The organism is Paraburkholderia sp. GAS33 (assembly GCF_050436645.1).
In the GTDB taxonomy this organism is placed as follows: domain Bacteria; phylum Pseudomonadota; class Gammaproteobacteria; order Burkholderiales; family Burkholderiaceae; genus Paraburkholderia; species Paraburkholderia phenazinium_B.
The window spans coordinates 127,298-148,481 of sequence record NZ_JBNDMP010000016.1; the positions used below are offsets into that span (position 1 = coordinate 127,298).

A 21,184-nucleotide genomic window follows, 5' to 3' on the forward strand; every position below is an offset into this window, starting at 1 on the left:
GCTGGAAACGGCTGCGCCGGCAACTTCATCGCCAACTCCGTCGGCAATAGCACCAGCCCCGTGGATGCCGGAAACCGGCCCAACAGGGCGTCACACGCCGCCAACCCAGCAACGCGGGCGCGAATGACCTTAGGCCTTGACGTTTGCGCGAGCGTAGTCGATCGCTTGCTGGACGGTCGTGATCTTCTCAGCTTCTTCATCCGGAATTTCCATGCCGAATTCGTCTTCGAGGGCCATCACGAGTTCGACGGTGTCGAGCGAGTCAGCGCCGAGGTCGTTCACGAACGAGGCTTCGTTCTTGATCTCTGCTTCGGCAACGCCCAGTTGTTCTGCGACGATCTTCTTGACGCGCTGTTCGATATTGTCCATTAACCCCTCCAAGGGAAAAGAAGTTCAAAAATACAGGTGCGCGCATTTTATCAGGTTTGCCCCTGCAAAAAAGCGGCGCGCACGGTTCCTGTCAAGGCATCCGCCCGGTCACGACGAGAATCGCGTCACGGCGCGGATGGTAACCGAATTCCGTTAAGACATGTACATGCCGCCGTTTACATGCAACGTCGTGCCGGTGATGTAGCCGGCCTGCGGCGAAGCAAGAAACGCAACAGCATGAGCGATGTCTTCCGGGCTGCCCAGACGGCCAAGCGGAATCTGGGTCTTGAGCGCGGTTTGCTGCTCTTCCGGCAGGGTCTTCGTCATGTCGGTGTCGATAAAGCCCGGCGCGACGCAGTTCACGGTAATGCCGCGGCTGCCGATCTCGCGCGCCAGCGCCCGCGTCATACCCGCTACGCCGGCTTTCGCCGCCGCGTAGTTGGCCTGTCCCGGGTTGCCAGCCGAGCCGACCACCGACGTAATGTTGATAATGCGGCCGCCCCGCGCCTTCATCATCGGGCGGAGCACTGCGCGCGACAGGCGGAACACGGACTTGAGATTGGTGTCGATCACCGCGTCCCAGTCGTCGTCCTTCATGCGCATCGCCAGTTGATCCTGAGTGATGCCCGCGTTGTTCACGAGCACGTGCAACGTTCCAAATTCTTTCACGGTGCCGTCGATCAGCGCTTCTGCTGCAGCCGCGTCGTTCACGTTCAGTACTGCGCCGCGGCCGTTCACGCCTTCGGCCTTGAACGCTTCGGTGATCGAGGCAGCGCCGCTTTCGCTGGTCGCCGTGCCGATGACGGTCGCACCCTGGCGCGCCAGTTCGAGCGCAATGGCGCGGCCAATACCCCGGGAGGCGCCGGTCACGATCGCGATCTGCTTATCGAGAGTCTTTTCCATCTTTCAGTCCGGAGTGCCCGTGAGGGCTGATTGCAGTCTTTAGGCTGTAGTGAGTACTGTGATACTTGCGGCTGTACCTGCGCGCCGCTCAGGCCGTCACGAGCTTAAGCGTTTCTTCGAGCGAGGCCGGATCGAAAACCGAAGCACCGACCAGATTGCCGTCGATGCGCTTGGTCAGACCTGACAGAACCTTGCCGGGACCGCATTCGATTACATGCGTGACACCCTGGCCCGCGATCGCCTGCACGCATTCGACCCAGCGCACCGCGCCGGCGGCCTGACGCACGAGTGCATCCTTGATTGCGGCCGGCTCGTTGACGATAGCCACATCGACGTTATTCACGACGGGGATCTTCGGCACCTGCACCTCGACGCTCGCGAGATACTCGCGCAACTGATCCGATGCGGGCTTGAGAAGCGAGGAATGGAAAGGCGCCGACACCGGCAGCGGCAGCGCACGCTTCGCGCCCTTGGCCTTGGCGATTTCGCAGGCCTTTTCGACCGCGGCCTTGTTGCCGGCAATCACGACCTGCGACGGCGCGTTGAAATTCACCGCTTCCACGACACCCGCCGACGCTGCTTCGGCACACACCGCGCGCACCGCGTCATCGTCGAGACCGAGAATCGCCGCCATGCCGCCCTCGCCCACCGGCACGGCCGTCTGCATGGCCTGCGCGCGAAAACGCACGAGCGGTACCGCGTCACGGAACGCCAGCGCGCCCGCAACGACCAGCGCCGTGTATTCACCGAGGCTGTGGCCCGCGACGATTGCCGGCGCCGGACCGCCCGCAGCCTGCCACGCGCGGTAGATCGCGTACGCGGCCGTCAGCATGACGGGTTGGGTATTGGTGGTGAGGTTCAGATCGTCAGCCGGACCTTCGGCGATCAGCTTGCCCAGATCCTGACCGAGCGCGTCGGAGGCTTCCTGAACTGTCTCGCGCACGATGGCGTGGTCGGCAAATGCGTTGAGCATGCCGACAGACTGCGAGCCCTGGCCAGGAAAAACAAACGCAAATTTCATGGGATCCTCAAAATTCGATGTTTCAGATGCGTACGGCACGCGGCCTTATCGACGCGACTGATCGTTGCGGGCGACGCCGAAGCGCCGCCTCAAACGCAGATCAATAGCGGATAACCGACGCGCCCCACGTGAAGCCGCCGCCGACGCCTTCGATCAGGACGTTCTGGCCGCGCTTGATACGGCCGTCGCGCACGGCGACGTCGAACGCGAGCGGAATGGACGCAGCCGACGTATTGCCGTGCTCGCCCACCGTGACGACCATGCGCTCCTGCGGCAGGCCGAGTTTGCGGCACGTGCTTTGCATGATACGGATATTGGCCTGATGCGGAATCAGCCAATCGACCTGTTCCGCTGTGAGGCCAGCTTTGTTAAGCGCTTCGACGGCGACTTTCTCGAGCACGTTGACGGCGAGCTTGAACACCGCCTGGCCGTCCATATGCAGGAACGCGCTACCGGCGATCACACCGCCGTTCACGTTGCCCGGCGTGCAGAGAATGTTGGAATGACTGCCGTCGGCATGCAGCGCGTTGGCAAGCACGCCAGGCTGTTCCGAGGCCGAGAGGATGACTGCGCCAGCGCCGTCGCCGAAGAGCACGCAGGTCGTGCGGTCATTGAAATCGAGCAGACGCGAGAAGGTCTCCGCACCGATCACCAGCGCAGTGTGATGCTGACCGCTGCGAATGAAACTGTCCGCCGTTGCCACCGCATAAGCGAAGCCCGAACAGACAGCCTGCACGTCGAACGCCGCGCCGTGGTTCTTGATGCCGAGCTTGTTCTGCAGCAGACACGCCGTGCTAGGAAACACATAGTCGGGCGTGGAGGTGGCGACAATGATCAGGTCGATCGATTGCGGGTCGACATCGGCAGCTTCGATCGCGCGCTGGGCGGCGATGAGCGCGAGATCGCTAGTGGTGACATCAGGTTCTGCGAAATGGCGTGCGTGGATGCCGGTGCGGGCTACGATCCACTCGTCGCTGGTTTCGACGCCCTGCCTGGCAAGACGTTCGGCCAGGTCCTGATTGCTGACGCGCCCGGGTGGCAGATAACTGCCGGTTCCCAGCACGCGGGAATAAATTGTCGATTGAGCCATTATGCCTTCGAGGATAGCGCAGCGTAGGGCTCGGCTGGCTGGCCTGCGGCCGGACTTGCATAACCCGCGCCGCTTGCGTCGCGCGCAACCTGTTCCAGAGAACTCGCGTTCTCTTCCATCGCCCGCGCAAGGCGTTCCAGCACGCCGTTTTTGACGGCATCATACCCGCGTTTGATCGCCCACTCAAACGCGTACGCGTCCGCCGAGCCGTGGCTCTTGATCACGAGACTACGCAGGCCGAGCAGTGCTGCACCGTTGTATTGCCGGGTGTCGACCCGCTTCTTGAAGCGTAACAGTACCGGCAACGCGAGAAGCCCCATCACCTTGGTCAGCCACGAGTGGCCGAACTCTTCCTTGATGATGTCGTTCAACATCTGCGCGAGCCCTTCCGATGTCTTCAGCGCGACATTGCCGACAAAACCGTCGCAGACGATCACATCGGTCGTGCCCTTAAAGATATCGTCGCCCTCGACGTTACCGTGGAAATTCAGTGTACTCGCCCGCAGCAACTCACCGGCACGCTTGATGGTCTCGTTGCCCTTGATGACCTCTTCGCCGATGTTAAGCAGACCGATCGTAGGGCGTTCCTTGCCCTCGAGCGCCGACACGAGCGCATGCCCCATCTCCGCAAACTGCAGCAGATGCTGCGGCTCGCAATCGACGTTGGCGCCGAGATCGAGCATCATCGTGTAGCCGGTGGGATTGGGCAATGCGAACGCGATCGCCGGGCGTTCGATACCCGGGAGCGTTTTCAGAACATAGCGGGACACCGCCATCAGCGCACCGGTGTTGCCGGCGGAGATGCAGGCCTGAGCCTCGCCTTCCTTGACGCGGTTGAGCGCCACGCGCATCGACGAGTCTTTCTTCTTGCGCAGCGCGACTTCAACCGAGTCGTCCATGGCGACGATCTCTGAAGCCGGCACGATGACCAGCGCAGACTCGCCCTCGGCCTTCAACTTCTTGAGCTGGGCGCGGATCACGCTTTCGATACCGACGAGCATCAACTGCGCATCGGGATGCGAACGAACGAAACTGACAGCCGCGGGAACGGTCACGGGCGGGCCGTGGTCGCCTCCCATGCAATCTATCGTGAGCTTTACTGTCATGGAGTGCGACGAATTTCAGGAGCTCTGCATGGGAACGCAGCAAGCGCTAGACGGCTAACTGCGTTCGACACAAAAAAGCGGCCATAGATGCCGCCTTTTTGTCGAGCCGGGAAAATGTCAAGCGAGCCGATCGCCACGCGAAACGCCAAGGGGCGCAACGCAACGGGACGATTAGTCGTTCTTCGTCTTGACGACTTTCTTGCCGCGATAGTAGCCGTTCGGGCTAACGTGGTGACGCAGATGCACTTCACCCGTGCTCGGTTCCACAGCCAGCGGCGCTGCGCTGAGGAAATCGTGCGAGCGGTGCATGCCGCGCTTCGACGGCGACTTCTTGTTTTGTTGGACTGCCATGATAACTCCTAAAAATTTTCCGAATTCTAACACAGCCCGATACGGCAATCGTCACTGGCCGAATGGCCAACGCGCCGCATCGCGCTCCTATGCAACTGTTCAGTGCTTCTCGCCGCCCGAACCACCCTTCTTGAGGGCTTCGAGCGCCGCAAACGGATTGGGCCGGGAGGGCTCGCCGCCCTCTTCAGCTTCATCCTCTCCGGCTTCGTCGCCCTCATCACCGGCCACCCCAGACACGAGCGACTCGTGCACTTCAGGGCAAACCTCGTGCTTGGGCACCAGCGGCAAACTCAGCAGCAACTCTTCTTCGATCAAGTCGATAAGATCGAAATGGGCTGAACCCACGATCACATCGACTTCATCCTCGTCGAGCGGAAACTCTTCGGCTTCCGCCTCAGTGTTGACGATCCGGTAAGTCGCATCGACGTTGAACGCCTGCAGATACGGCGTGAGACACCGCTGACATTCGAGCCATGCCGACCCGTGAATCGCGAGCCTCAGATAAGGCTGCGGACCCTCGGTGCCGTCGTCCTGCAATTCCGGCTGCGTTGCCCCTTCGGCCTGCCAGGTGAACGCGCTTTCGCGCTCTGGCGCTTCCGCAGGAACTTCGTTTAACATGCGCGGCAGTTGCGAGACGCGCACGAGACCCGCGGCCTGACAGCCACTCCGCGCGAATTCGAAAAGATGGACATCATGCGGGTCGGCGAGACCTGCAGGTTTGCCAGGATGTTGAGTCATGTGCGCTCCTGCGTCGGCACGGATTTAGCCGGGGTAAATCAGGTCAGTATGCCGCCTGCCGAGGCGCTGCTACTACGAGACAAACCCTGATTGCAGCAAGACCGCATTGGGGGTTTGCGCGGGCTTTTCACGAGGTTTCCCCGAGGCTTCCCTGCAGCGCAACGTTCACATACCGATGAAAAGCCCAAAATCATATCCGTTTTGTCTTTTCGAGTCAAACACTTAAGCCCACACGCGCGAAAGCCCGTGCGGCCTGCTCTCCCTAGCCTTTGGTTCACCATGCCGGATATCTCTTCCCGCCCGCCGCGCCTGATTCTGGCGTCGAGTTCGCGCTACCGCCGCGAGCTTCTGGAACGCCTGCGCGTGCCGTTCGATGTCGTCGTGCCCGCTGTCGACGAAACGCCTCACCCGGGAGAAACGCCCGAAGCGACCGCCCTGCGGCTCTCCGAGGATAAAGCACGGGCGGTCGCAGCCAAACTGGCCGCCGGTGAACACGCACTCGTGATCGGCTCAGATCAGGTCGCCACTTACGACGGTCTGCAGATTGGCAAACCGGGCTCGCACGACAAGGCGCTTGCCCAGCTGCAGGCCATGCGCGGCCGCGAAGTGCTGTTTCATAGCGCGCTGTGCCTGTTCGACAGTCGCGACAGCAGCGCCCAGACGCTTGATGTCGTGACGACGGTACGCTTCCGGAATCTGTCAGACGCTGAACTGGAAGCCTATTTGAGAGCCGAAACGCCTTACGATGTCGCCGGAAGTGCCAAATCCGAAGGGCTCGGCATTGCGCTGCTAGATGCGATCGAGTCGGACGATCCGACCGCGCTGGTCGGACTGCCGCTGATCGCGTTGTCGCGAATGCTGCTGGCGGCCGGTTTTCCACTGTTGGGGGCACGATGAGCGGCACACTGTATCTGATCCCGAACACCCTGGGCGAAGGTGACGCGGACGCGCTCGACGCCGTGCTGCCCGCGCCAGTGCGGGCGCGCGCCGCGGCTCTGCACTATTACATCGGCGAAAACGCGAAAACCACGCGTGCCTTCCTGAAGAAAGTCGGCACCGAACGGCCGATCCAGGAAATCGAGATTCGCGAGTTGAACGTGAATACCCCGGCGGGCGAGATCGAAAAACTGCTGGCGCCGGTCCTGGCAGGCACGGATGCGGGCCTCGTCTCGGAGGCCGGTTGTCCGGCGGTCGCCGATCCGGGTGCGCTGCTGGTGCGGCGGGCGCACGAGCGCGGCGTCAAGGTTGTACCGTTCGTGGGACCGAGCTCGATTCTGCTGGCGTTGATGGCTTCCGGCCTGAACGGCCAGAGTTTCGCCTTTCACGGTTACCTGCCGGTGGACGCAGCCGAACGGGCCAAGCGGCTGCGCGATCTGGAACAACAGTCGCGCAAGGGAAAGCAGACGCAGATCTTTATCGAGACGCCTTATCGCAACAAGGCGCTGCTCGATACTTTGCTGGCGACCTGCGCGCCGTCGACGTTGGTGTGCGTCGCAGTGGATCTGACGCTGGAGACCGAGACGATTGCGAGTCGAACCGTGTCGGACTGGAAAAAGGCGCCGGTGATGGATCTGCACAAGCGCCCGGCAATTTTCCTGCTTCTTGCCGTCTGAAAGGGGGGCCGGCCGCCGGACCTGCAAGGACGAAGGCCGCCCGACGCGGCGGCCGCTACTTGACTGGGCGACTTCCGCTTGACCAGCCGCCAACCGACTGACCGTGCCCGCGGCAAGCGACGCCCTGCGTCACCGCTTACCGCAAGCTCATCTTCCCGCCCAGTACCATCGCGTGAACCGCAGCGCTGCCAACCGCCGCGCCGAACTTGCGCGCCACGCGATCGGTGATGCTTTCCTTCACGGTGTAATCGACGATATCCGGCGCCTTGATAATCTCGCGCGCGACGTAATCAGAGTCGCCAAAGCCATCCGCCAGACCAAGATCAACACTCTGCTGACCGGTCCAGAACAGACCCGAGAAGATATCCGGCGTCTCATGCAGCCGCTTGCCGCGGCCTTCGCGCACCGCGTCGATGAACTGCTGGTGGATCTGGTCGAGCATTTCCTGGGCATGTGCGTCCATCTTCGGTGTCTCCGGAGAGAACGGGTCGAAGAAGCCCTTGTTTTCGCCCGAGGTGTGCAGACGCCGCTCGACGCCGAGCTTGTCCATCAGCCCGGTAAATCCGAAGCCGTCCATCAGCACGCCGATCGAGCCGACGATGCTCGCCTTATCCACGTAAATCTTGTCTGCCGCTGCGGCCGCGTAGTATCCGCCCGAGGCGCACATGTCGCCCACCACCACATACAGCGGGATGGACGGATATTTGGCGCGCAGACGACGGATATCGCGATTGATGATACCCGCCTGCACCGGACTGCCGCCCGGACTGTTGCAGCTCAGGATCACGCCCGCCGTGCCTGCGTCGTCGAAGGCGCTTTCCAATGCGGAGTCGACATCATCGGCGTTCGCATTCGTGTCCGCGGCAATTTCCCCGTCGAGCGTGACCAGTGCGGTGTGGCGTCCGGTGGTGGCGACCTTCTCGCCGGAAAAATCGAACACGCCCCAGACCACCAGCAGCAGCAGGATGACGAAGACAAAGCGAAAGAAGATCTTCCAGCGCCGCGCCGCGCGCTGTTCGCTGATGGCAGCGAGCGCAATGCGTTCGAGCGCGGCGCGCTCCCAGCCCGGTTCATCAGTTGGCGTCGGCCTGCGGCCCGCTGAGGACGGTTGGTTCGGATCGGGAGTGAGATTGTCGGCCATGCGTCGCAGATCAAAGAGTCAGGGGGTGACCGGACGCAGGTCGTCGTCCGGCAGCCAGAATACCGCGCGGCCATCCGGTGTATCCCGTTCGTCTACCTGAACGGGACGCAGCCTGCCGCCACGGCACGGACCGCCGACACACTTACCTGTATCCGGCGCGTAAATTGCGCCGTGCGTGGCGCACATCAAGTATAAACCCGATGATTCGAAGAACTGACCCTCAGCCCAGTCGAGCTCCATCGGCACGTGCGCACAGCGGTTCAGATAACCAAAAACCTCGCCACCATAGCGGACAAAAAAGACAACCGCATCCCCGTCGACATATTTCGCCTGGCGGCGCAGCCCTGTGCCCCCCTCGACCAGTTCGTCGGAAGCGCAGATCCGCACGGGTTCGATGGCAGGCATGCTCATGCGTTCTCGCGCAACCAGCCGGACAGCGCGCTGACGCTCGACGCCACGAACTTCGGCTCGAGCGCAGCCAGCGAGGCTTCCGGATGGGCGCCGTAGGTCACGGCGATACCTGCCACGCCGGCGTTGATCGCCATTTGCAGGTCATGGGTCGTATCGCCGACCATCACCGTGCGTGCCACATCCTGACCCAGTTCACGGGTCAACTCATGCAGCATTGCCGGATGAGGCTTCGAGAAAGTCTCGTCGGCACAGCGGGTACCGTCGAACAGGCTGGTGAGGCGCGACTGGTCGAGCGCCCGGTTCAGGCCCACACGGCTCTTACCGGTGGCGACACCAAGCAGATAACCCTGATCGCGCAACTCCTGCAGCATTTCGCGCACTCCAGCAAAAAGCTCCGTGGTCTGATCTTTGACCAGATAGTGGAAACGGTAGCGCTCGGCCAGACGCGGATACTCGGACGGGTCGAGCGTCGGCGCGGCGATCTGCAGCGCGTCGCGCAGCCCGAGGCCAATCACGTAGCTCGCCGCCTCATCAGCCGGCACCGGCAAGCCGAGATCGCGACACGCCGACTGGATACTGCGCGTGATATGCACGGTCGAATCCATCAAGGTGCCGTCCCAATCGAAGACGATCAGATCAAATTGCTCTCTAGCCATGCGTATTCGTCTCCGGGGTTGCCCCGTTATTGATTTCATTGAGCTGATCGATGAACCGCCGGCATTCTGCCGGCAGCGGCGCCTCGAACTGCAGCACCTCGCCGGTAGCCGGGTGTGCCAGCTTGAGCCGGTACGCGTGCAGAAACATCCGCTTCAGTCCAGGACGCGCATGGGTGCGCGCCAGCTCTTTATTTAGTGCGAAATCGCCATATTTGACGTCGCCGACGATCGGCAACTCCAGGTGCGCGAGGTGAACCCGGATCTGATGCGTGCGACCCGTCTTCAGTTCCGCTTCGAGAAGCGCGTAGTCCGGCCAGCGATTCACCAGATTGAACACGGTGTGCGACGCCAGCCCGTCGGCCTGGACCCGCACGCGGCGTTCGCCATCCGCCGTCAGGTACTTGTGCAGCGGCTCCTTGACCGCCCGGCGGCGGCCCCAGTCGCCCGCCCACTCGCCATGAACGCACGCAAAGTAGCGCTTGTCCATGCGGTTCTCACGAATCTGCTCGTGCAGGTTAACAAGTGCCGCGCGCTTTTTCGCCAGCATCAGGACACCGGAGGTTTCGCGGTCCAGCCGGTGCACCAGTTCCAAAAATTCTGCCTGCGGACGCGCCTCGCGCATCTGCTCGATTACCCCGAACGCCACCCCGCTGCCACCATGGACGGCGACGCCGGCCGGTTTATCGATGACCAGCATGTGGTCATCTTCAAAAAGAATTTCGAAATGGGCGACCGGAACCGGATTGTGAGCGCTCGCTTCGGTCCCTTGAGCGATGCGGATCGGCGGCACGCGCACCAGATCGCCGTGTTCGAGACGGTACTGCGCATCGACCCGGCCCTTATTTACACGCACTTCCCCGCTACGCAGGATGCGATAAATATGGCTTTTAGGCACGCCTTTACAGACGCGTAACAGGAAGTTGTCGATGCGCTGTCCGGCCGCGCCATCGTCGATCTCGATCATCGAGACCTGGTCACTTGCGACCGATTTCTGGGATATTTTGCCTAACTCTTTCATTCTGAATATAATTTGCCCAGCAGTCTGCGGCGGCCGGCGCATTGTCCGGTATTCCGGCAGTCTGCGCAGGTGCAAGCGATAAACAGTCATTTTACTTGCGCCCGGGTCTGGTTGCTCACCCGCATAACGAGATGCAACAAGTTGTACGCACGGAGTCAGCACCCGGCAGGGACGGCGCCCACAGGCGCGTTCGGTCACGGTCGGCTCCGCGGTAACGGAATTTTGGTAAAAAAGAATTTAACTGCGAGCCTCGGGTATCGGCGGTTTGACGCCCTGCAGGACGAGGCTTCCGGTTGCGAAAATACGGCGTGCGCCCAAGGCGTCTTGTAGAAAGTACAAGACATGGCGACGTCAAAATGAGGCGAGACACCCCCGGCGAGAAAAGACGCGCCTATTGCGCGAACTTCCCGCTGCGGCTCGGCCGCAGCCTTCGACCCTCCGGTCACGCGCCCAGTTGGCGCACCGGCGCGAGTGGACGAAGGTGTGTATAGGTCAGCCGGCAGTACCCGCGGCGTGTCAGGCCGTTATTTGAAGCCGTGTTCGCATGTGCCCTGCGGCACCGCGTCCTTCTGTATGGACCGGGCCCTCTCAGGCAATTCTCCCCGCCATTTTTCCCGCTCCAGCGTGCTTGTGAAAACACAATAAAGCGCGGCATGCCGCTGCCTCGAACGTCCTTTGCGTCCAATAAACGCGAGGCGTGGGCGCAGGCTAAGCCGCTCTGGAGTCGTTCAATGAAACGAATGTTGTTTAATGCAACGCAGCAGGAAGAACTGCGCGTAGCCATCGTCGATGGGCAAAAACTCATCGATATCGACATCGAAACCGCCGGTCGCGAACAGCGCAAAGGCAATATTTACAAGGGCATCATCACTCGCATCGAGCCGTCGCTCGAAGCCTGTTTCGTCAACTACGGCGAAGACCGTCACGGTTTTCTGCCGTTCAAGGAAGTCGCCCGCCAGTATTTCCGCGACGGCGTCGACATGCGTTCGGCCCGTATCCAGGACGCCCTGAAGGAAGGTCAGGAACTGATCGTCCAGGTCGAAAAGGAAGAACGCGGCAACAAGGGCGCTGCTCTCACCACCTTTATTTCGCTGGCAGGCCGTTATCTGGTCCTGATGCCGAACAATCCGCGCGGCGGTGGCGTGTCGCGCCGGATCGAAGGTGACGACCGTCAGGAACTGCGCGAAACCATGGCGCAGCTGCAACTGCCGGAAGGCATGAGCATCATCGCGCGTACGGCTGGTATTGGCCGCTCCGCCGAAGAACTGCAGTGGGACCTGAACTACCTGATGCAACTGTGGCGCGCCATCGAAGCCGCGTCGCAAAGCGGTTCGACCGGTCAGCCGATGCTGATTTATCTCGAATCGAGCCTGGTGATCCGCGCGATTCGCGACTATTTCCAGCCGGATATTGGCGAAATCCTCATCGACACCACCGAAATCCATGACCAGGCCCGCGCCTTCATGGATATCGTGATGCCGGATAATGTCAGCAAGGTGAAGCGGTATCACGACGACGTGCCGCTTTTCTCGCGCTTCCAGATCGAACATCAGATCGAAACGGCGTATTCGCGCACGGTGCCGCTGCCTTCGGGCGGTGCGATCGTGATCGACCACACCGAAGCGCTGGTGGCCATCGACGTGAACTCGGCGCGCGCCACCAAGGGCGCCGACATCGAGGAAACGGCTGCACGCACCAACCTCGAAGCCGCCGACGAAGTGGCCCGCCAGTTGCGCCTGCGCGACCTGGGCGGCCTGATCGTGATCGACTTCATCGACATGGAGTCGGCCAAGAGCCAACGCGAAGTCGAACAACGCCTGAAAGACGCGCTCAAGCACGACCGTGCACGTGTCCAGATGGGCAAGATTTCGCGCTTCGGCCTGATGGAACTGTCGCGTCAACGTCTGCGTCCGGCCCTCTCGGAAGGCAGCCACGTGACCTGCCCGCGCTGTAACGGCACGGGCCACATCCGCGATACCGAATCTTCCGCACTGCAAGTGCTGCGGATCATTCAGGAAGAAGCGATGAAGGAAAACACCGCGGCAATCCACTGCCAGGTGCCGGTCGAAGTGACCGCCTTCCTGTTGAACGAGAAGCGCGCCGAAATCAACAAGATCGAGTCGCGTTTCAAGGTCAATGTCGTCCTGATCCCGAACAAGCACCTCGACACGCCGCACTACAAGCTCGAGCGCCTGCGTCACGACGATGCACGCCTTGACGAACCGCGTGCTTCGTGGAAGATGGCCGAAGAAGCGGCCCGCGAGCTGGAATCGGAAACCGGTTACAGCAAGCGTGCCGAGGAAGTGAAGCCGAAGCAGGAAGCCGCGGTCAAGGGCATCACGCCTGAAAAGCCGGCGCCTAGCGCCCCGGTTCGCCCGGTTGCTGCCGCTACGCCTGCCCCTGTGGCAGTGACGCCGGCTGGTGGCGGTTTCATTGGCTGGCTGAAGAAGCTGTTCGGCGCGGCGCCGGCGGCGCCCGCACCGGTCGCACCGGCACCCGTCGAGCAGACGGCGCGTCCGGCACGCGGCGATCGTCCGGAGCGCGGTGAGCGCACGGGCGAGCGCGGCGGCGATCGTCGCAATAATCGCCGTGGCGGCGCGAGCGGCCGTGATGGCGCGGCGCGTGGCGAAGGTGCTGCGGTTGGCGGCCGTCAAGGCCAGCCGTCGCAGCGTCGTGACGAACGCGAAGGTCGCGAAGGACGTGAAGCCCGCGAGGGTCGTGAGCCACGTGAAGCACGCGAGTCGCGCGAACCGCGTGAGGGTCGCGAGCCGCGCGAAACACGGGAGCCGCGTGGCAACCGTGAGCCGCGCGAAAGTCGCGAGCCGCGTGGCGAGCGCGAAGGGCGTGACAACCGCGGCGAGCGCGGTCAGGAACGCGCGGACCGTGGCGAAACCGTGGAAAGCGCACCGCGCGCCGAGCGTGGCGAACGCCAGGAACGCGGCGAACGTCGCGATCGCGGTGATCGTCCGGAACGCGGCGAGCGTCGCAAGCAGCAACCGGAAGGCGCCGAAGCGCTGAGCCAGGACGAAAACCAGACCGATCTGCTGACGCAAAACCAGGCCGGCAACCTTGAAGGCGGCGCTCCCGTCGATCAGGAAGCCGTGGCCCGTGAAGGCGAAGAGCGTCGTCGTCGCCGTCGCGGTCGTCGTGGCGGCCGTCGTGAGCGTGAAGAAGAAGGCGTGAACGGTAACGTCAACGCCGACGGTGCCGAGTCTGTCGAAAGTGCGGAAACGGAAGGCGAAACGGCTAGCGCAACAGTCGAGGCGCCGGCTCAGCAGCCCCGTCACGAAGCGCCGGCAAGCGCGCCGGTCGAAGTGGTCGTTGCTGCGGTCGCAACGGAAACGGCGGTCGTCACCGAACTGCATGCCGCAACCGAAACGCCGGTTCTGGCCGCCGAACAGGCTGCCAAGACCGAAGCTTTCGTGCCGGTCGCAGAAGCAGCCGTGCCCGAAGCGCCGGTAGTCACGCACGCTGAACCGGCGCCGGTTGTATCGGCACCGGCCGCGCCCGTGGCACCTGTTGCGCCGGTCGCAACCGAAGCCGCACATGAAACCGCAAGCGCTGCCGTCGAAACGACGAGCGCAGCACCTGCGGCGCCTGTGTTCCAGGCACCGGTTCACGAAGCGCCGGCGGTCGAAGCGCCAGTACAGGCACCGGCAGCGGTTGAGCCCGCTGCTGCAGAGACGTTCGCTGCCGAGCCGGCCGCCGTTCAGGCTCCGGTCGTGGAAGCGACGCCGGCAACCTCGGTCGCTCCGGCGGTCGTGGTTGCTGCACCGGTGGAAGCACAGCAGCCAGTGGTCGAAGCAGCGCCGCAAGCTGCCGCGCCCGAAGAAGTAGCCGCACCGGCAGCACCGCAACCTGCGGTTGAGCCTGCGCAGGCTGTCGAACCGGCACCGGTCGCTGCTGTAGCGCCAGTTGTGCCGCGCAACAACGGTCTGTCGCCGGAAGCCCTGCAGCCGGTACTGGAAAGCGCCGGCCTGGTGTGGGTCAACACCGACGCCACCAAGCTGCGTGCCGCGCAGGAAGCCGCTGCGCAAGTTGCGAAGCCAGCCCGCGTGCCGCGCGAGCGCAAGCCGCTGCCGCCGGTCGACAATGCGCCGATGCAGCAGGTCGAAACGGCGAAGCACCCGCAGTAAGCCGTTACACCGGGCGCTGTCAACGCCCTGCTGTCCAGAAAGCCCGCCCTCACCGGCGGGCTTTTTGTTTGCCTGAATGCGGGTATTCGTTCCATGTGGGTGGACGGGCGTTCCGCTAAAATGGAAGTCTGCACCCCAATTGAAGCGATCCATGTCCCGACGCATCATCCCTGTTGCCGACGTCAGCGCGGTCCCGGTCATCACCGGTCCCGTGCAGACGCCTAGCGGCGTGCTGCGCGATACCTTGTCGCGCCCGCTGCGGGATCTGCGCATCTCGGTGACGGATCGGTGCAACTTCCGCTGCGTCTACTGCATGCCGCGCGCGGTGTTCGACAAGGACTACAGCTTCCTGCCGCACAGCGCGCTACTGAGCTTCGAGGAAATCGAACGCCTGGCGCGGCTTTTCGTCGCACATGGCGTAGAAAAGATCCGCTTGACGGGCGGTGAGCCGCTGCTGCGCAAAAACCTGGAATACCTGATCGAACGGCTCGCGCAACTCACCACGCCGGAAGGCCGGCCGCTCGATCTCACGCTTACCACTAACGGTTCGCTGCTCGCCCGCAAGGCGCGCAGCCTGAAAGACGCCGGACTGACGCGCGTCACGGTCAGCCTGGACGCGCTCGACGACACGCTGTTTCGTCGCATGAACGATGCGGACTTCGCTGTGGACGACGTGCTGGAAGGCATCGCCACCGCCCAGGCGGTGGGCCTTGCGCCGGTCAAGGTCAACATGGTGGTCAAGCGCGGCACCAACGATGGCGAAATCGTGCCGATGGCACGCCACTTCAAAGGCTCGGGCTGCGTGCTGCGCTTTATCGAGTACATGGACGTGGGCACCTCGAACGGCTGGAACATGGCTGAAGTGCTGCCGTCGGCCGAGGTCGTGGAAAGGATCGGCGAATACTTCCCGCTGGTGCCGCTCGAAGCGCACAGCGCCGCCGAGACTGCGCAGCGCTGGGGCTACACCGACGGCAGCGGCGAGATCGGCGTGATTTCGAGCGTCACCCGGGCGTTCTGCGGCACCTGTACACGCGCCCGGCTCTCCACGGAAGGCAAGCTGTACCTGTGCCTGTTTGCGTCAGGGGGACACGACCTGCGTGCGCTGGTGCGCAATGGCTCGAGCGACGCACAGATCGCCTCCGCGGTCGCACATATCTGGCAGGCCCGCGGCGATCGCTATTCCGAACTGCGCGGCAGCAGCGCTGCGGTATCGCAATCGCTGGACGAGCGCCGCGTCGAAATGTCGTACATCGGCGGCTGAGGCCGTCTTGCCTGCCGCACTCAATCCCCTGCCAGCCAATCTCACCGGCCTCGTTCTCGCCGGCGGTCGCGGCACGCGTATGGGCGGTGTCGACAAAGGGTTGCAACTGCTGCACGGCGAAGCGCTCGCTTTGCACGTCATGAAGCGACTCGCGCCGCAGACTGGATCGTTACTCATCAGCGCCAATCGTCATCCCGAGGTCTATGCCGCGCTCGGCTCGCCATTTGGCGCGAGCGTCGTAGCAGACAGCGTAGCGGACTTCCCCGGCCCGCTGGCGGGTCTGCTAGCCGGCCTACGCGCCGCTCGAACCCCGTTCGTGGTCAGCGCGCCATGCGACTCACCCGGACTGCCGGCCGATCTCGCCGCGCGGCTCGCGGATGCCCTCGATGCACAACAAGCCGATATCGCCACCGTCACCACCGTCGACACGCACGGCGAGACCTCGATTCACCCTGTCTTCGCGCTGTTGCGCACCAGTCTGGCCGATGACCTCTCCGCCTTTCTGCAAGCGGGTGAACGTAAGGTCCGCGCGTGGTACGCGCGCCACAAGACGGTGGAAGTCGCCTTTCCGGATGAGCGCGCGTTTTACAATATCAACTCTTTACAAGAACTGGCCGACCTTGAACGCCATTGAGACGTCGTTCAGACGTCAACGAGGTTGCAGCCGATGTTCTGCTCCGGACGCACGGCGCTCACCCAATCCAGCCGACCGCATCCGGCCGCGACGCCTCTCCATTCATGACCACGCTTAACGAATTTTCCAGCTGCGTCGCGCAGTACGATCCTCAGGCGCTGCCGGTCACGGCCGCGCAGGCGATCGTGCGGCAGTGGGCCACACCCGTCACTGCAGTCGAACACGTGCCGCTGCACGATGCGCTCGACCGCGTGCTGGCCGCAGACATCGTGTCGCCCAGCGACGTACCCGCGCACGACAACTCGGCAATGGACGGCTACGCCTTCCGCAGCGCCGTGCTCGCCGGTCGGGCAAACAGCGAGGCGAACAGCGTTGAACTGACGCTCGCCGGCAAGGCGCTGGCTGGCCACCCGTTTGGCGGCGCGGTTGCGGTAACGGAGTGCGTGCGGGTCATGACGGGCGCCTCGATGCCGGCGGATTGCGATACGGTCGTGCCGCAAGAACTCGTCACACGCAGCGGCGAGACGATCCGCTTTGCCGCCAGCGCTGTGCGCGGCGGCGCCAACCGGCGCCTCGCCGGCGAAGACCTGCCGCGCGGCAGCGTAGCGCTGCGAGCCGGCCGGATCTTGCGCCCGTCGGACCTCGGGCTGATCGCTTCGCTTGGTATCGCCGAAGTGCCGGTGCGCAGGCGTCTGCGGGTCGCATTCTTTTCTACCGGCGACGAACTGCGCTCGCTCGGCGAGCCGCTCGATCCCGGCTGCGTCTACGACAGCAATCGTCACACGCTGTTTGCCATGCTGCGGCGGATGAACATCGACCCGCTCGACCTCGGTGTCGTACGGGATGAGCCCGCCGCGCTCGAGGCCGCGCTACGCAGCGCCGCAGCCAGCGCCGACGTGGTCCTGACCTCGGGTGGCGTCTCCGTCGGCGAGGCGGACTTCACCCAGCAGTTATTGCAGACCTTCGGGGACGTCGCGTTCTGGAGTCTCGCCATGCGTCCAGGGCGCCCGCTTGCGTTCGGCCGCGTCTGGTCAGGCGAACGACCCGGCCTCGGCCTGCCCGCGTTATTCTTCGGCCTGCCGGGCAATCCGGTCGCCGTGATGGTGACGTTCTATCAGATCGTGCGCGAAGCATTGGTGGTCATGTCCGGCGCCACGCCACAACCGGCGGCGCTTCTGCAAGCCACGAGTCGCGAGCTCATCCGCAAGCGTGCAGGCCGCACCGAATTCCAGCGCGGCGTAGCGACGCGCGATGCGCGCGGCCAATGGCAGGTCACGCCGACTCCCTCGCAAAGCTCGGGGGTCCTCAGTTCCATGAGCGAAGCCAATTGCTTTATCGTGCTCGAGCACGAACGCTCTGACATCACGGCTGGCGAAAGCGTCGATATCATGCTGTTCGACGGGCTGATCTGACACGCCCGGCTGCCGCTGACCCTCAACCCTTACCCTCACAACGACCAACGGGTTTGACTTACATGAGAAAACAGATCTCGTTCATCGCGCCGGGACAGACCGCCAAGGCGCTGATCCTGGTGTATCTGACCTTCAGTGTGCCTATCGTGCTGCTTGGGGTACTGGTTGCGTTTATCCGCTACGGTTCGGTCGAGCTGAGCACCGTGTTCAGCGCGCTGCTGCTGAACGCGATTCTTGGTTTCGTGCTGTTGTGGATCGCCTGCCATGCGTATAACTGGGTCGCGTCGCGGTTTGGCGGCATCGAAATCCAGTTGAGCGACGTTCAAGAGGAAGCTTAATGGCCGCCACCATTCGTGCCGCGACGAGCGCCGACGTGGGCGCCATTTTTTCGTTGATGTTCGAACTGGCTGAGTTCGAAAAGCTCACCCATCTGTTCGTCGCCACCGAAGCAGGCGTGCATGACGCGTTGTTCGGCGCGCGGCCCTCGGCCGAAGCCATGGTCGCGCAGGAAGAAGACGGCCGCATCGTCGCATATGCGCTGTTCTTCCATAATTTCTCGACCTTCCTCGGCCGGCGTGGACTCTACCTGGAAGACCTGTATGTGCAGCCGTCGCAGCGGGGCACTGGGCTGGGCACGCGGATGCTGCGCGAACTGGCGGCATTGGCCGTCGAACGGCAATGCGGCCGGTTCGAGTGGACGGTGCTCGACTGGAATCAGCCGGCCATCAGTTTCTACGAGAAGATGGGCGCGACCGTGTTGCCGGATTGGCGCGTCGTGCGCATCACGGGTGATGCCCTTGAGGAATTGGCCGGAGTAAAGGCGGCAAAGGCTGGATAAAGCCGGATCCGCCTTATTCCTCCGCATCTGCCCCAAGCAGCGCATCTCCCAATAAGCCGCTCGCCTGCTCTCCTGGTAACGCTTCGACGTCGCGCAGCTTGCGGTTCATCATGCGTGTACGCGTTTCCGCAGCTTCGATCGAACGCGTCACCGTTTCGAGCTGCGACTTCGTCTTCGCCAGCACGTCGCCGAACTTGCCGAATTCCGTCTTCACCGCGCCGAGCACCTGCCAGACTTCGCTCGAGCGCTTCTCGATGGCCAGCGTGCGGAAGCCCATCTGCAGACTGTTGAGCAACGCGGTGAGCGTGGTCGGTCCGGCTATCGTCACCCGGTAGTCACGCTGCAACGTGTCGGTGAGACCGGGCCGGCGCAGGACTTCCGCGTAGAGCCCTTCGGTCGGCAGGAACAGCAAGGCGAAATCGGTGGTGTGCGGCGGCGCGACATACTTCTCAGAGATCGCGCGGGCCTCGGCACGAATACGCCCTTCCAGCGCCCGCGACGCTTCTTCGACCGCCACCGGGTCGGCTCGCTCCTGAGCTTCGATCAACCGCTCGTAGTCCTCGCGCGGGAATTTCGCATCTATCGGCAGCCATACCGGCACCGCTACACCTTCCGGGTCTTGCCGGCCCGGCAACCTGATCGCGAATTCGACCCGGTCGGCGCTTTTCGGCACCGTTGCGACGTTCTTCGCGTATTGATCCGCGGTCAGCAGTTGTTCGAGCAGCGCCTCGAGCTGCACTTCGCCCCATGTGCCGCGCGTCTTGACGTTGGTCAGCACCTTCTTCAGATCGCCAACGCCCGCGGCGAGCGTCTGCATTTCCCCCAGCCCGCGATGCACCTGCTCGAGCCGGTCCGAGACCTGCTTGAACGATTCGCCCAGACGCTGCTCGAGCGTGGCGTGCAGCTTCTCGTCGACCGTGCGGCGCATCTCTTCGAGCTTGGTCGCGTTGTTTGTCTCGATGTCCTTCAGACGTTGTTCGATCGTCGTGCGGATTTCGGCAAAACGGCGATCGTTCGATTCCGTCAGTTGCCCGAGCTGCAATGTCAGCGTCTCACCGAAACGCTTAAGCGTGGCACCCTGCTCGTCGCGCGCCTGCTGGGCCTGCTGCTGCAAGCTCAGCCGGACCGCTTCGAGTTGCTGCGCGTTGGTTTCGGTGAGTCTGACGAGTTGCTGCGCGAAGCCGTCGATCTTGCCGTTCTGCAGCGTCGTCATGCTGGTGAACTGCGCGGCAAGCGTCTGCTGAAACTGCGAGAAGCCGCCGTTCAGTTCGGTTCGCAAGACGCGGGCGGTCTCCTTGATCTCGCTGCGCAACTCGCGCTCGATCCGCTCGGACGCGCGCGACTGCTCTTGCGCCGCCGAGCCAATATGATCGCCTAACTGGTCGAGCTGCGCCTGCAGATCACTCTGACGGCCACCACGCATCAATACGAGCAAGGCGATCACCAAAGCGACGGCCAATACCACGACCGCCGCGGGCAACAACAACGTCATCATGAACGCGCCTTGCCGATCACATCCGGATTGATCGCGCTCGGCGGATGCCCTGCATTCGGACCTTCGCCCAACCCGGCAATCAGGTTGTCGGCCGCGAGATTGGCCATGGCGCGCCGGGTCGCTTCAGTCGCGCTTGCGATATGCGGCGTCAGCACGACATTCGGCACGGTCAACAGCGCCGGGTTTAGATTCGGCTCGCCTTCGTAGACATCGAGACCGGCCGCTGCGATCTGCTTCGCACGCAGCGCCTCGGCGAGCGCGGCGTCGTCGACGATGCCTCCGCGCGCGATGTTGGTCAGCGTCGCGGTCGGCTTCATCTGCGCGAGCTCCGCTGCGCCGATCGTGTGATGGTTTTCCTTCGTATAGGGCAGCACTAGGACGACGTGATCGGCCCGCCGCAACAGGTCTGCCTTCGACACATACTCCGCATTCAGCTCGGCTTCGATAGCAGGCGCGACCCGCGAACGGTTGTGATAGATCACCTGCATGTTGAAGCCGCGGGCGCGACGCGCCAGTGCCTGGCCAATGCGGCCCATGCCGATCACACCGAGCGTCGAACCGTACAGGTCGGTACCGAGAAAGCCGTCGTACGCCCACTTCTGCCACTTTCCGGCGCGCAGCCAGTGCTCGGACTCGGCGATCCGGCGTGCCGTCGCCATCATCAGCGCCCAGCCGAAATCGGCAGTGGACTCGTTCAGGACGTCCGGCGTATTGGTGCCGAGTACGTTCGCCGCGTTGAACGCGGCCATATCGAAGTTGTTGTAACCGACTGCCATATTCGACACCACTCGCAGCCGCGGTGCTACCGTCAGCACGGCTGCGTCGATCGGGTCGCCGGCCGTCAGCGCGCCGTCCTTATCGGCAAGCCGCTGCGTCAGTTCGTCGGCAGGCAAGACTTCGCCGTTGTTCCAGTCCACCTCGAAATACTGTTTGAGGCGCTCGATCACGTCCGGAAAAATCGGACGGGCAACCAGGATCTTCTGCATTGCAA

21 protein-coding genes are annotated in these 21,184 nt (G+C 63.1%); 8 read left to right on the forward strand and 13 right to left on the reverse strand.

Annotated features, from left to right (window positions below; all coding sequences use genetic code 11):
* Positions 1–129: 129 nt before the first annotated feature.
* From acpP to P3T24_RS34145, 7 genes are all read right to left on the reverse strand, one after another.
* Positions 130–369 (reverse strand): acyl carrier protein, encoded by a 240-nt coding sequence (gene acpP, locus P3T24_RS34115; protein ID WP_004197638.1) that lies wholly within the window; start codon positions 367–369, stop codon positions 130–132.
* 153 nt (positions 370–522) lie between these two features.
* On the reverse strand, positions 523–1,272 hold the full coding sequence (fabG, locus tag P3T24_RS34120) for a 3-oxoacyl-ACP reductase FabG (RefSeq protein ID WP_074263839.1): 750 nt from the start codon (positions 1,270–1,272) through the stop codon (positions 523–525).
* Between the two features lie 88 nt (positions 1,273–1,360).
* Positions 1,361–2,293 carry an ACP S-malonyltransferase gene (fabD, locus tag P3T24_RS34125; RefSeq protein WP_429404029.1) on the reverse strand — a complete coding sequence of 311 codons (933 nt, stop codon included), beginning with the start codon at positions 2,291–2,293 and terminating at the stop codon, positions 1,361–1,363.
* A gap of 100 nt (positions 2,294–2,393) precedes the next feature.
* Positions 2,394–3,383 carry a beta-ketoacyl-ACP synthase III gene (locus P3T24_RS34130; RefSeq protein WP_429288159.1) on the reverse strand — a complete coding sequence of 330 codons (990 nt, stop codon included), beginning with the start codon at positions 3,381–3,383 and terminating at the stop codon, positions 2,394–2,396.
* A complete protein-coding gene (plsX, locus tag P3T24_RS34135; RefSeq protein WP_429441172.1) occupies positions 3,383–4,489 on the reverse strand; it encodes a phosphate acyltransferase PlsX in 1,107 nt (368 codons plus the stop codon). The genes P3T24_RS34130 and plsX overlap by 1 nt, the downstream gene beginning before the upstream one ends.
* Before the next feature lie 171 nt (positions 4,490–4,660).
* Positions 4,661–4,840, reverse strand: a complete 180-nt coding sequence (gene rpmF / locus P3T24_RS34140; RefSeq protein ID WP_074263835.1) for a 50S ribosomal protein L32 — start codon at positions 4,838–4,840, stop codon at positions 4,661–4,663.
* A gap of 99 nt (positions 4,841–4,939) precedes the next feature.
* On the reverse strand, positions 4,940–5,578 hold the full coding sequence (locus P3T24_RS34145; RefSeq protein WP_429441174.1) for a DUF177 domain-containing protein: 639 nt from the start codon (positions 5,576–5,578) through the stop codon (positions 4,940–4,942).
* A 279-nt stretch (positions 5,579–5,857) separates the two neighbouring features.
* Here P3T24_RS34145 and P3T24_RS34150 point away from each other — a divergent pair, with 279 nt between their 5' ends.
* Both P3T24_RS34150 and P3T24_RS34155 read left to right on the forward strand, forming a co-directional pair.
* On the forward strand, positions 5,858–6,475 hold the full coding sequence (locus tag P3T24_RS34150) for a Maf-like protein (RefSeq protein WP_074263833.1): 618 nt from the start codon (positions 5,858–5,860) through the stop codon (positions 6,473–6,475).
* A complete protein-coding gene (locus P3T24_RS34155) occupies positions 6,472–7,191 on the forward strand; it encodes an SAM-dependent methyltransferase (protein ID WP_429441176.1) in 720 nt (239 codons plus the stop codon). The genes P3T24_RS34150 and P3T24_RS34155 overlap by 4 nt, the downstream gene beginning before the upstream one ends.
* 136 nt (positions 7,192–7,327) lie before the next feature.
* On the opposite strand, the gene P3T24_RS34160 is transcribed toward P3T24_RS34155, so the two are convergent.
* Genes P3T24_RS34160 through P3T24_RS34175 form a run of 4 tightly spaced genes read right to left on the reverse strand, consistent with a single transcriptional unit; the run spans position 7,328 to position 10,417 of the window.
* The gene (locus P3T24_RS34160) at positions 7,328–8,332 is read right to left on the reverse strand and encodes a S49 family peptidase (protein ID WP_074263831.1); all 1,005 of its coding nucleotides are present in this window, start codon (positions 8,330–8,332) and stop codon (positions 7,328–7,330) included.
* Positions 8,333–8,350: 18 nt separating this feature from the next.
* A complete protein-coding gene (locus P3T24_RS34165) occupies positions 8,351–8,743 on the reverse strand; it encodes a Rieske (2Fe-2S) protein (protein ID WP_429441178.1) in 393 nt (130 codons plus the stop codon).
* Positions 8,740–9,399, reverse strand: a complete 660-nt coding sequence (locus P3T24_RS34170; protein ID WP_429288155.1) for an HAD-IIIA family hydrolase — start codon at positions 9,397–9,399, stop codon at positions 8,740–8,742. Before P3T24_RS34170 ends, P3T24_RS34165 begins: the two co-directional genes overlap by 4 nt.
* Entirely contained in the window at positions 9,392–10,417 is a 1,026-nt protein-coding gene (locus P3T24_RS34175; protein WP_429441228.1) for an RluA family pseudouridine synthase, read from the reverse strand. Before P3T24_RS34175 ends, P3T24_RS34170 begins: the two co-directional genes overlap by 8 nt.
* Before the next feature lie 731 nt (positions 10,418–11,148).
* Here P3T24_RS34175 and P3T24_RS34180 point away from each other — a divergent pair.
* From P3T24_RS34180 to P3T24_RS34205, 6 genes are all read left to right on the forward strand, one after another.
* The gene (locus P3T24_RS34180; protein ID WP_429441180.1) at positions 11,149–14,553 is read left to right on the forward strand and encodes an Rne/Rng family ribonuclease; all 3,405 of its coding nucleotides are present in this window, start codon (positions 11,149–11,151) and stop codon (positions 14,551–14,553) included.
* 151 nt (positions 14,554–14,704) lie between these two features.
* Entirely contained in the window at positions 14,705–15,814 is a 1,110-nt protein-coding gene (gene moaA, locus P3T24_RS34185) for a GTP 3',8-cyclase MoaA (protein ID WP_429441183.1), read from the forward strand.
* Between the two features lie 79 nt (positions 15,815–15,893).
* The gene (gene mobA, locus P3T24_RS34190) at positions 15,894–16,448 is read left to right on the forward strand and encodes a molybdenum cofactor guanylyltransferase MobA (RefSeq protein WP_429441231.1); all 555 of its coding nucleotides are present in this window, start codon (positions 15,894–15,896) and stop codon (positions 16,446–16,448) included.
* 104 nt (positions 16,449–16,552) lie between these two features.
* Positions 16,553–17,860 (forward strand): molybdopterin molybdotransferase MoeA, encoded by a 1,308-nt coding sequence (moeA, locus tag P3T24_RS34195; RefSeq protein ID WP_429441185.1) that lies wholly within the window; start codon positions 16,553–16,555, stop codon positions 17,858–17,860.
* Between the two features lie 62 nt (positions 17,861–17,922).
* Positions 17,923–18,198 carry a hypothetical protein gene (locus P3T24_RS34200; RefSeq protein ID WP_074263824.1) on the forward strand — a complete coding sequence of 92 codons (276 nt, stop codon included), beginning with the start codon at positions 17,923–17,925 and terminating at the stop codon, positions 18,196–18,198.
* Positions 18,198–18,698: an N-acetyltransferase family protein gene (locus P3T24_RS34205; protein WP_429441186.1), complete on the forward strand. Its 501-nt coding sequence runs from the start codon at positions 18,198–18,200 to the stop codon at positions 18,696–18,698. Before P3T24_RS34200 ends, P3T24_RS34205 begins: the two co-directional genes overlap by 1 nt.
* Before the next feature lie 13 nt (positions 18,699–18,711).
* On the opposite strand, the gene P3T24_RS34210 is transcribed toward P3T24_RS34205, so the two are convergent.
* Together P3T24_RS34210 and P3T24_RS34215 are read right to left on the reverse strand one after the other, a co-directional pair.
* Positions 18,712–20,190: a DNA recombination protein RmuC gene (locus P3T24_RS34210; protein WP_429441234.1), complete on the reverse strand. Its 1,479-nt coding sequence runs from the start codon at positions 20,188–20,190 to the stop codon at positions 18,712–18,714.
* A complete protein-coding gene (locus P3T24_RS34215; protein WP_429441188.1) occupies positions 20,190–21,179 on the reverse strand; it encodes a 2-hydroxyacid dehydrogenase in 990 nt (329 codons plus the stop codon). Before P3T24_RS34215 ends, P3T24_RS34210 begins: the two co-directional genes overlap by 1 nt.
* Positions 21,180–21,184 lie beyond the last annotated feature (5 nt).

Excerpts from the sequence above, each read along its gene's own strand:
- P3T24_RS34160 (WP_074263831.1), bottom strand. The coding sequence starts at position 8,332 with ATGGCCGACAATCTCACTCCCGATCCGAACCAACCGTCCTCAGCGGGC.
- P3T24_RS34200 (WP_074263824.1), top strand. The coding sequence starts at position 17,923 with ATGAGAAAACAGATCTCGTTCATCGCGCCGGGACAGACCGCCAAGGCG.
- P3T24_RS34215 (WP_429441188.1), bottom strand. The coding sequence starts at position 21,179 with ATGCAGAAGATCCTGGTTGCCCGTCCGATTTTTCCGGACGTGATCGAG.
- P3T24_RS34180 (WP_429441180.1), top strand. The coding sequence starts at position 11,149 with ATGAAACGAATGTTGTTTAATGCAACGCAGCAGGAAGAACTGCGCGTA.
- fabG (WP_074263839.1), bottom strand. The coding sequence starts at position 1,272 with ATGGAAAAGACTCTCGATAAGCAGATCGCGATCGTGACCGGCGCCTCC.
- P3T24_RS34210 (WP_429441234.1), bottom strand. The coding sequence starts at position 20,190 with ATGACGTTGTTGTTGCCCGCGGCGGTCGTGGTATTGGCCGTCGCTTTG.
- P3T24_RS34175 (WP_429441228.1), bottom strand. The coding sequence starts at position 10,417 with ATGAAAGAGTTAGGCAAAATATCCCAGAAATCGGTCGCAAGTGACCAG.
- moeA (WP_429441185.1), top strand. The coding sequence starts at position 16,553 with ATGACCACGCTTAACGAATTTTCCAGCTGCGTCGCGCAGTACGATCCT.
- P3T24_RS34145 (WP_429441174.1), bottom strand. The coding sequence starts at position 5,578 with ATGACTCAACATCCTGGCAAACCTGCAGGTCTCGCCGACCCGCATGAT.
- rpmF (WP_074263835.1), bottom strand. The coding sequence starts at position 4,840 with ATGGCAGTCCAACAAAACAAGAAGTCGCCGTCGAAGCGCGGCATGCAC.
- acpP (WP_004197638.1), bottom strand. The coding sequence starts at position 369 with ATGGACAATATCGAACAGCGCGTCAAGAAGATCGTCGCAGAACAACTG.
- moaA (WP_429441183.1), top strand. The coding sequence starts at position 14,705 with ATGTCCCGACGCATCATCCCTGTTGCCGACGTCAGCGCGGTCCCGGTC.
- P3T24_RS34150 (WP_074263833.1), top strand. The coding sequence starts at position 5,858 with ATGCCGGATATCTCTTCCCGCCCGCCGCGCCTGATTCTGGCGTCGAGT.
- fabD (WP_429404029.1), bottom strand. The coding sequence starts at position 2,293 with ATGAAATTTGCGTTTGTTTTTCCTGGCCAGGGCTCGCAGTCTGTCGGC.
- mobA (WP_429441231.1), top strand. The coding sequence starts at position 15,894 with ATGGGCGGTGTCGACAAAGGGTTGCAACTGCTGCACGGCGAAGCGCTC.
- plsX (WP_429441172.1), bottom strand. The coding sequence starts at position 4,489 with ATGACAGTAAAGCTCACGATAGATTGCATGGGAGGCGACCACGGCCCG.
- P3T24_RS34130 (WP_429288159.1), bottom strand. The coding sequence starts at position 3,383 with ATGGCTCAATCGACAATTTATTCCCGCGTGCTGGGAACCGGCAGTTAT.
- P3T24_RS34155 (WP_429441176.1), top strand. The coding sequence starts at position 6,472 with ATGAGCGGCACACTGTATCTGATCCCGAACACCCTGGGCGAAGGTGAC.
- P3T24_RS34170 (WP_429288155.1), bottom strand. The coding sequence starts at position 9,399 with ATGGCTAGAGAGCAATTTGATCTGATCGTCTTCGATTGGGACGGCACC.
- P3T24_RS34205 (WP_429441186.1), top strand. The coding sequence starts at position 18,198 with ATGGCCGCCACCATTCGTGCCGCGACGAGCGCCGACGTGGGCGCCATT.
- P3T24_RS34165 (WP_429441178.1), bottom strand. The coding sequence starts at position 8,743 with ATGAGCATGCCTGCCATCGAACCCGTGCGGATCTGCGCTTCCGACGAA.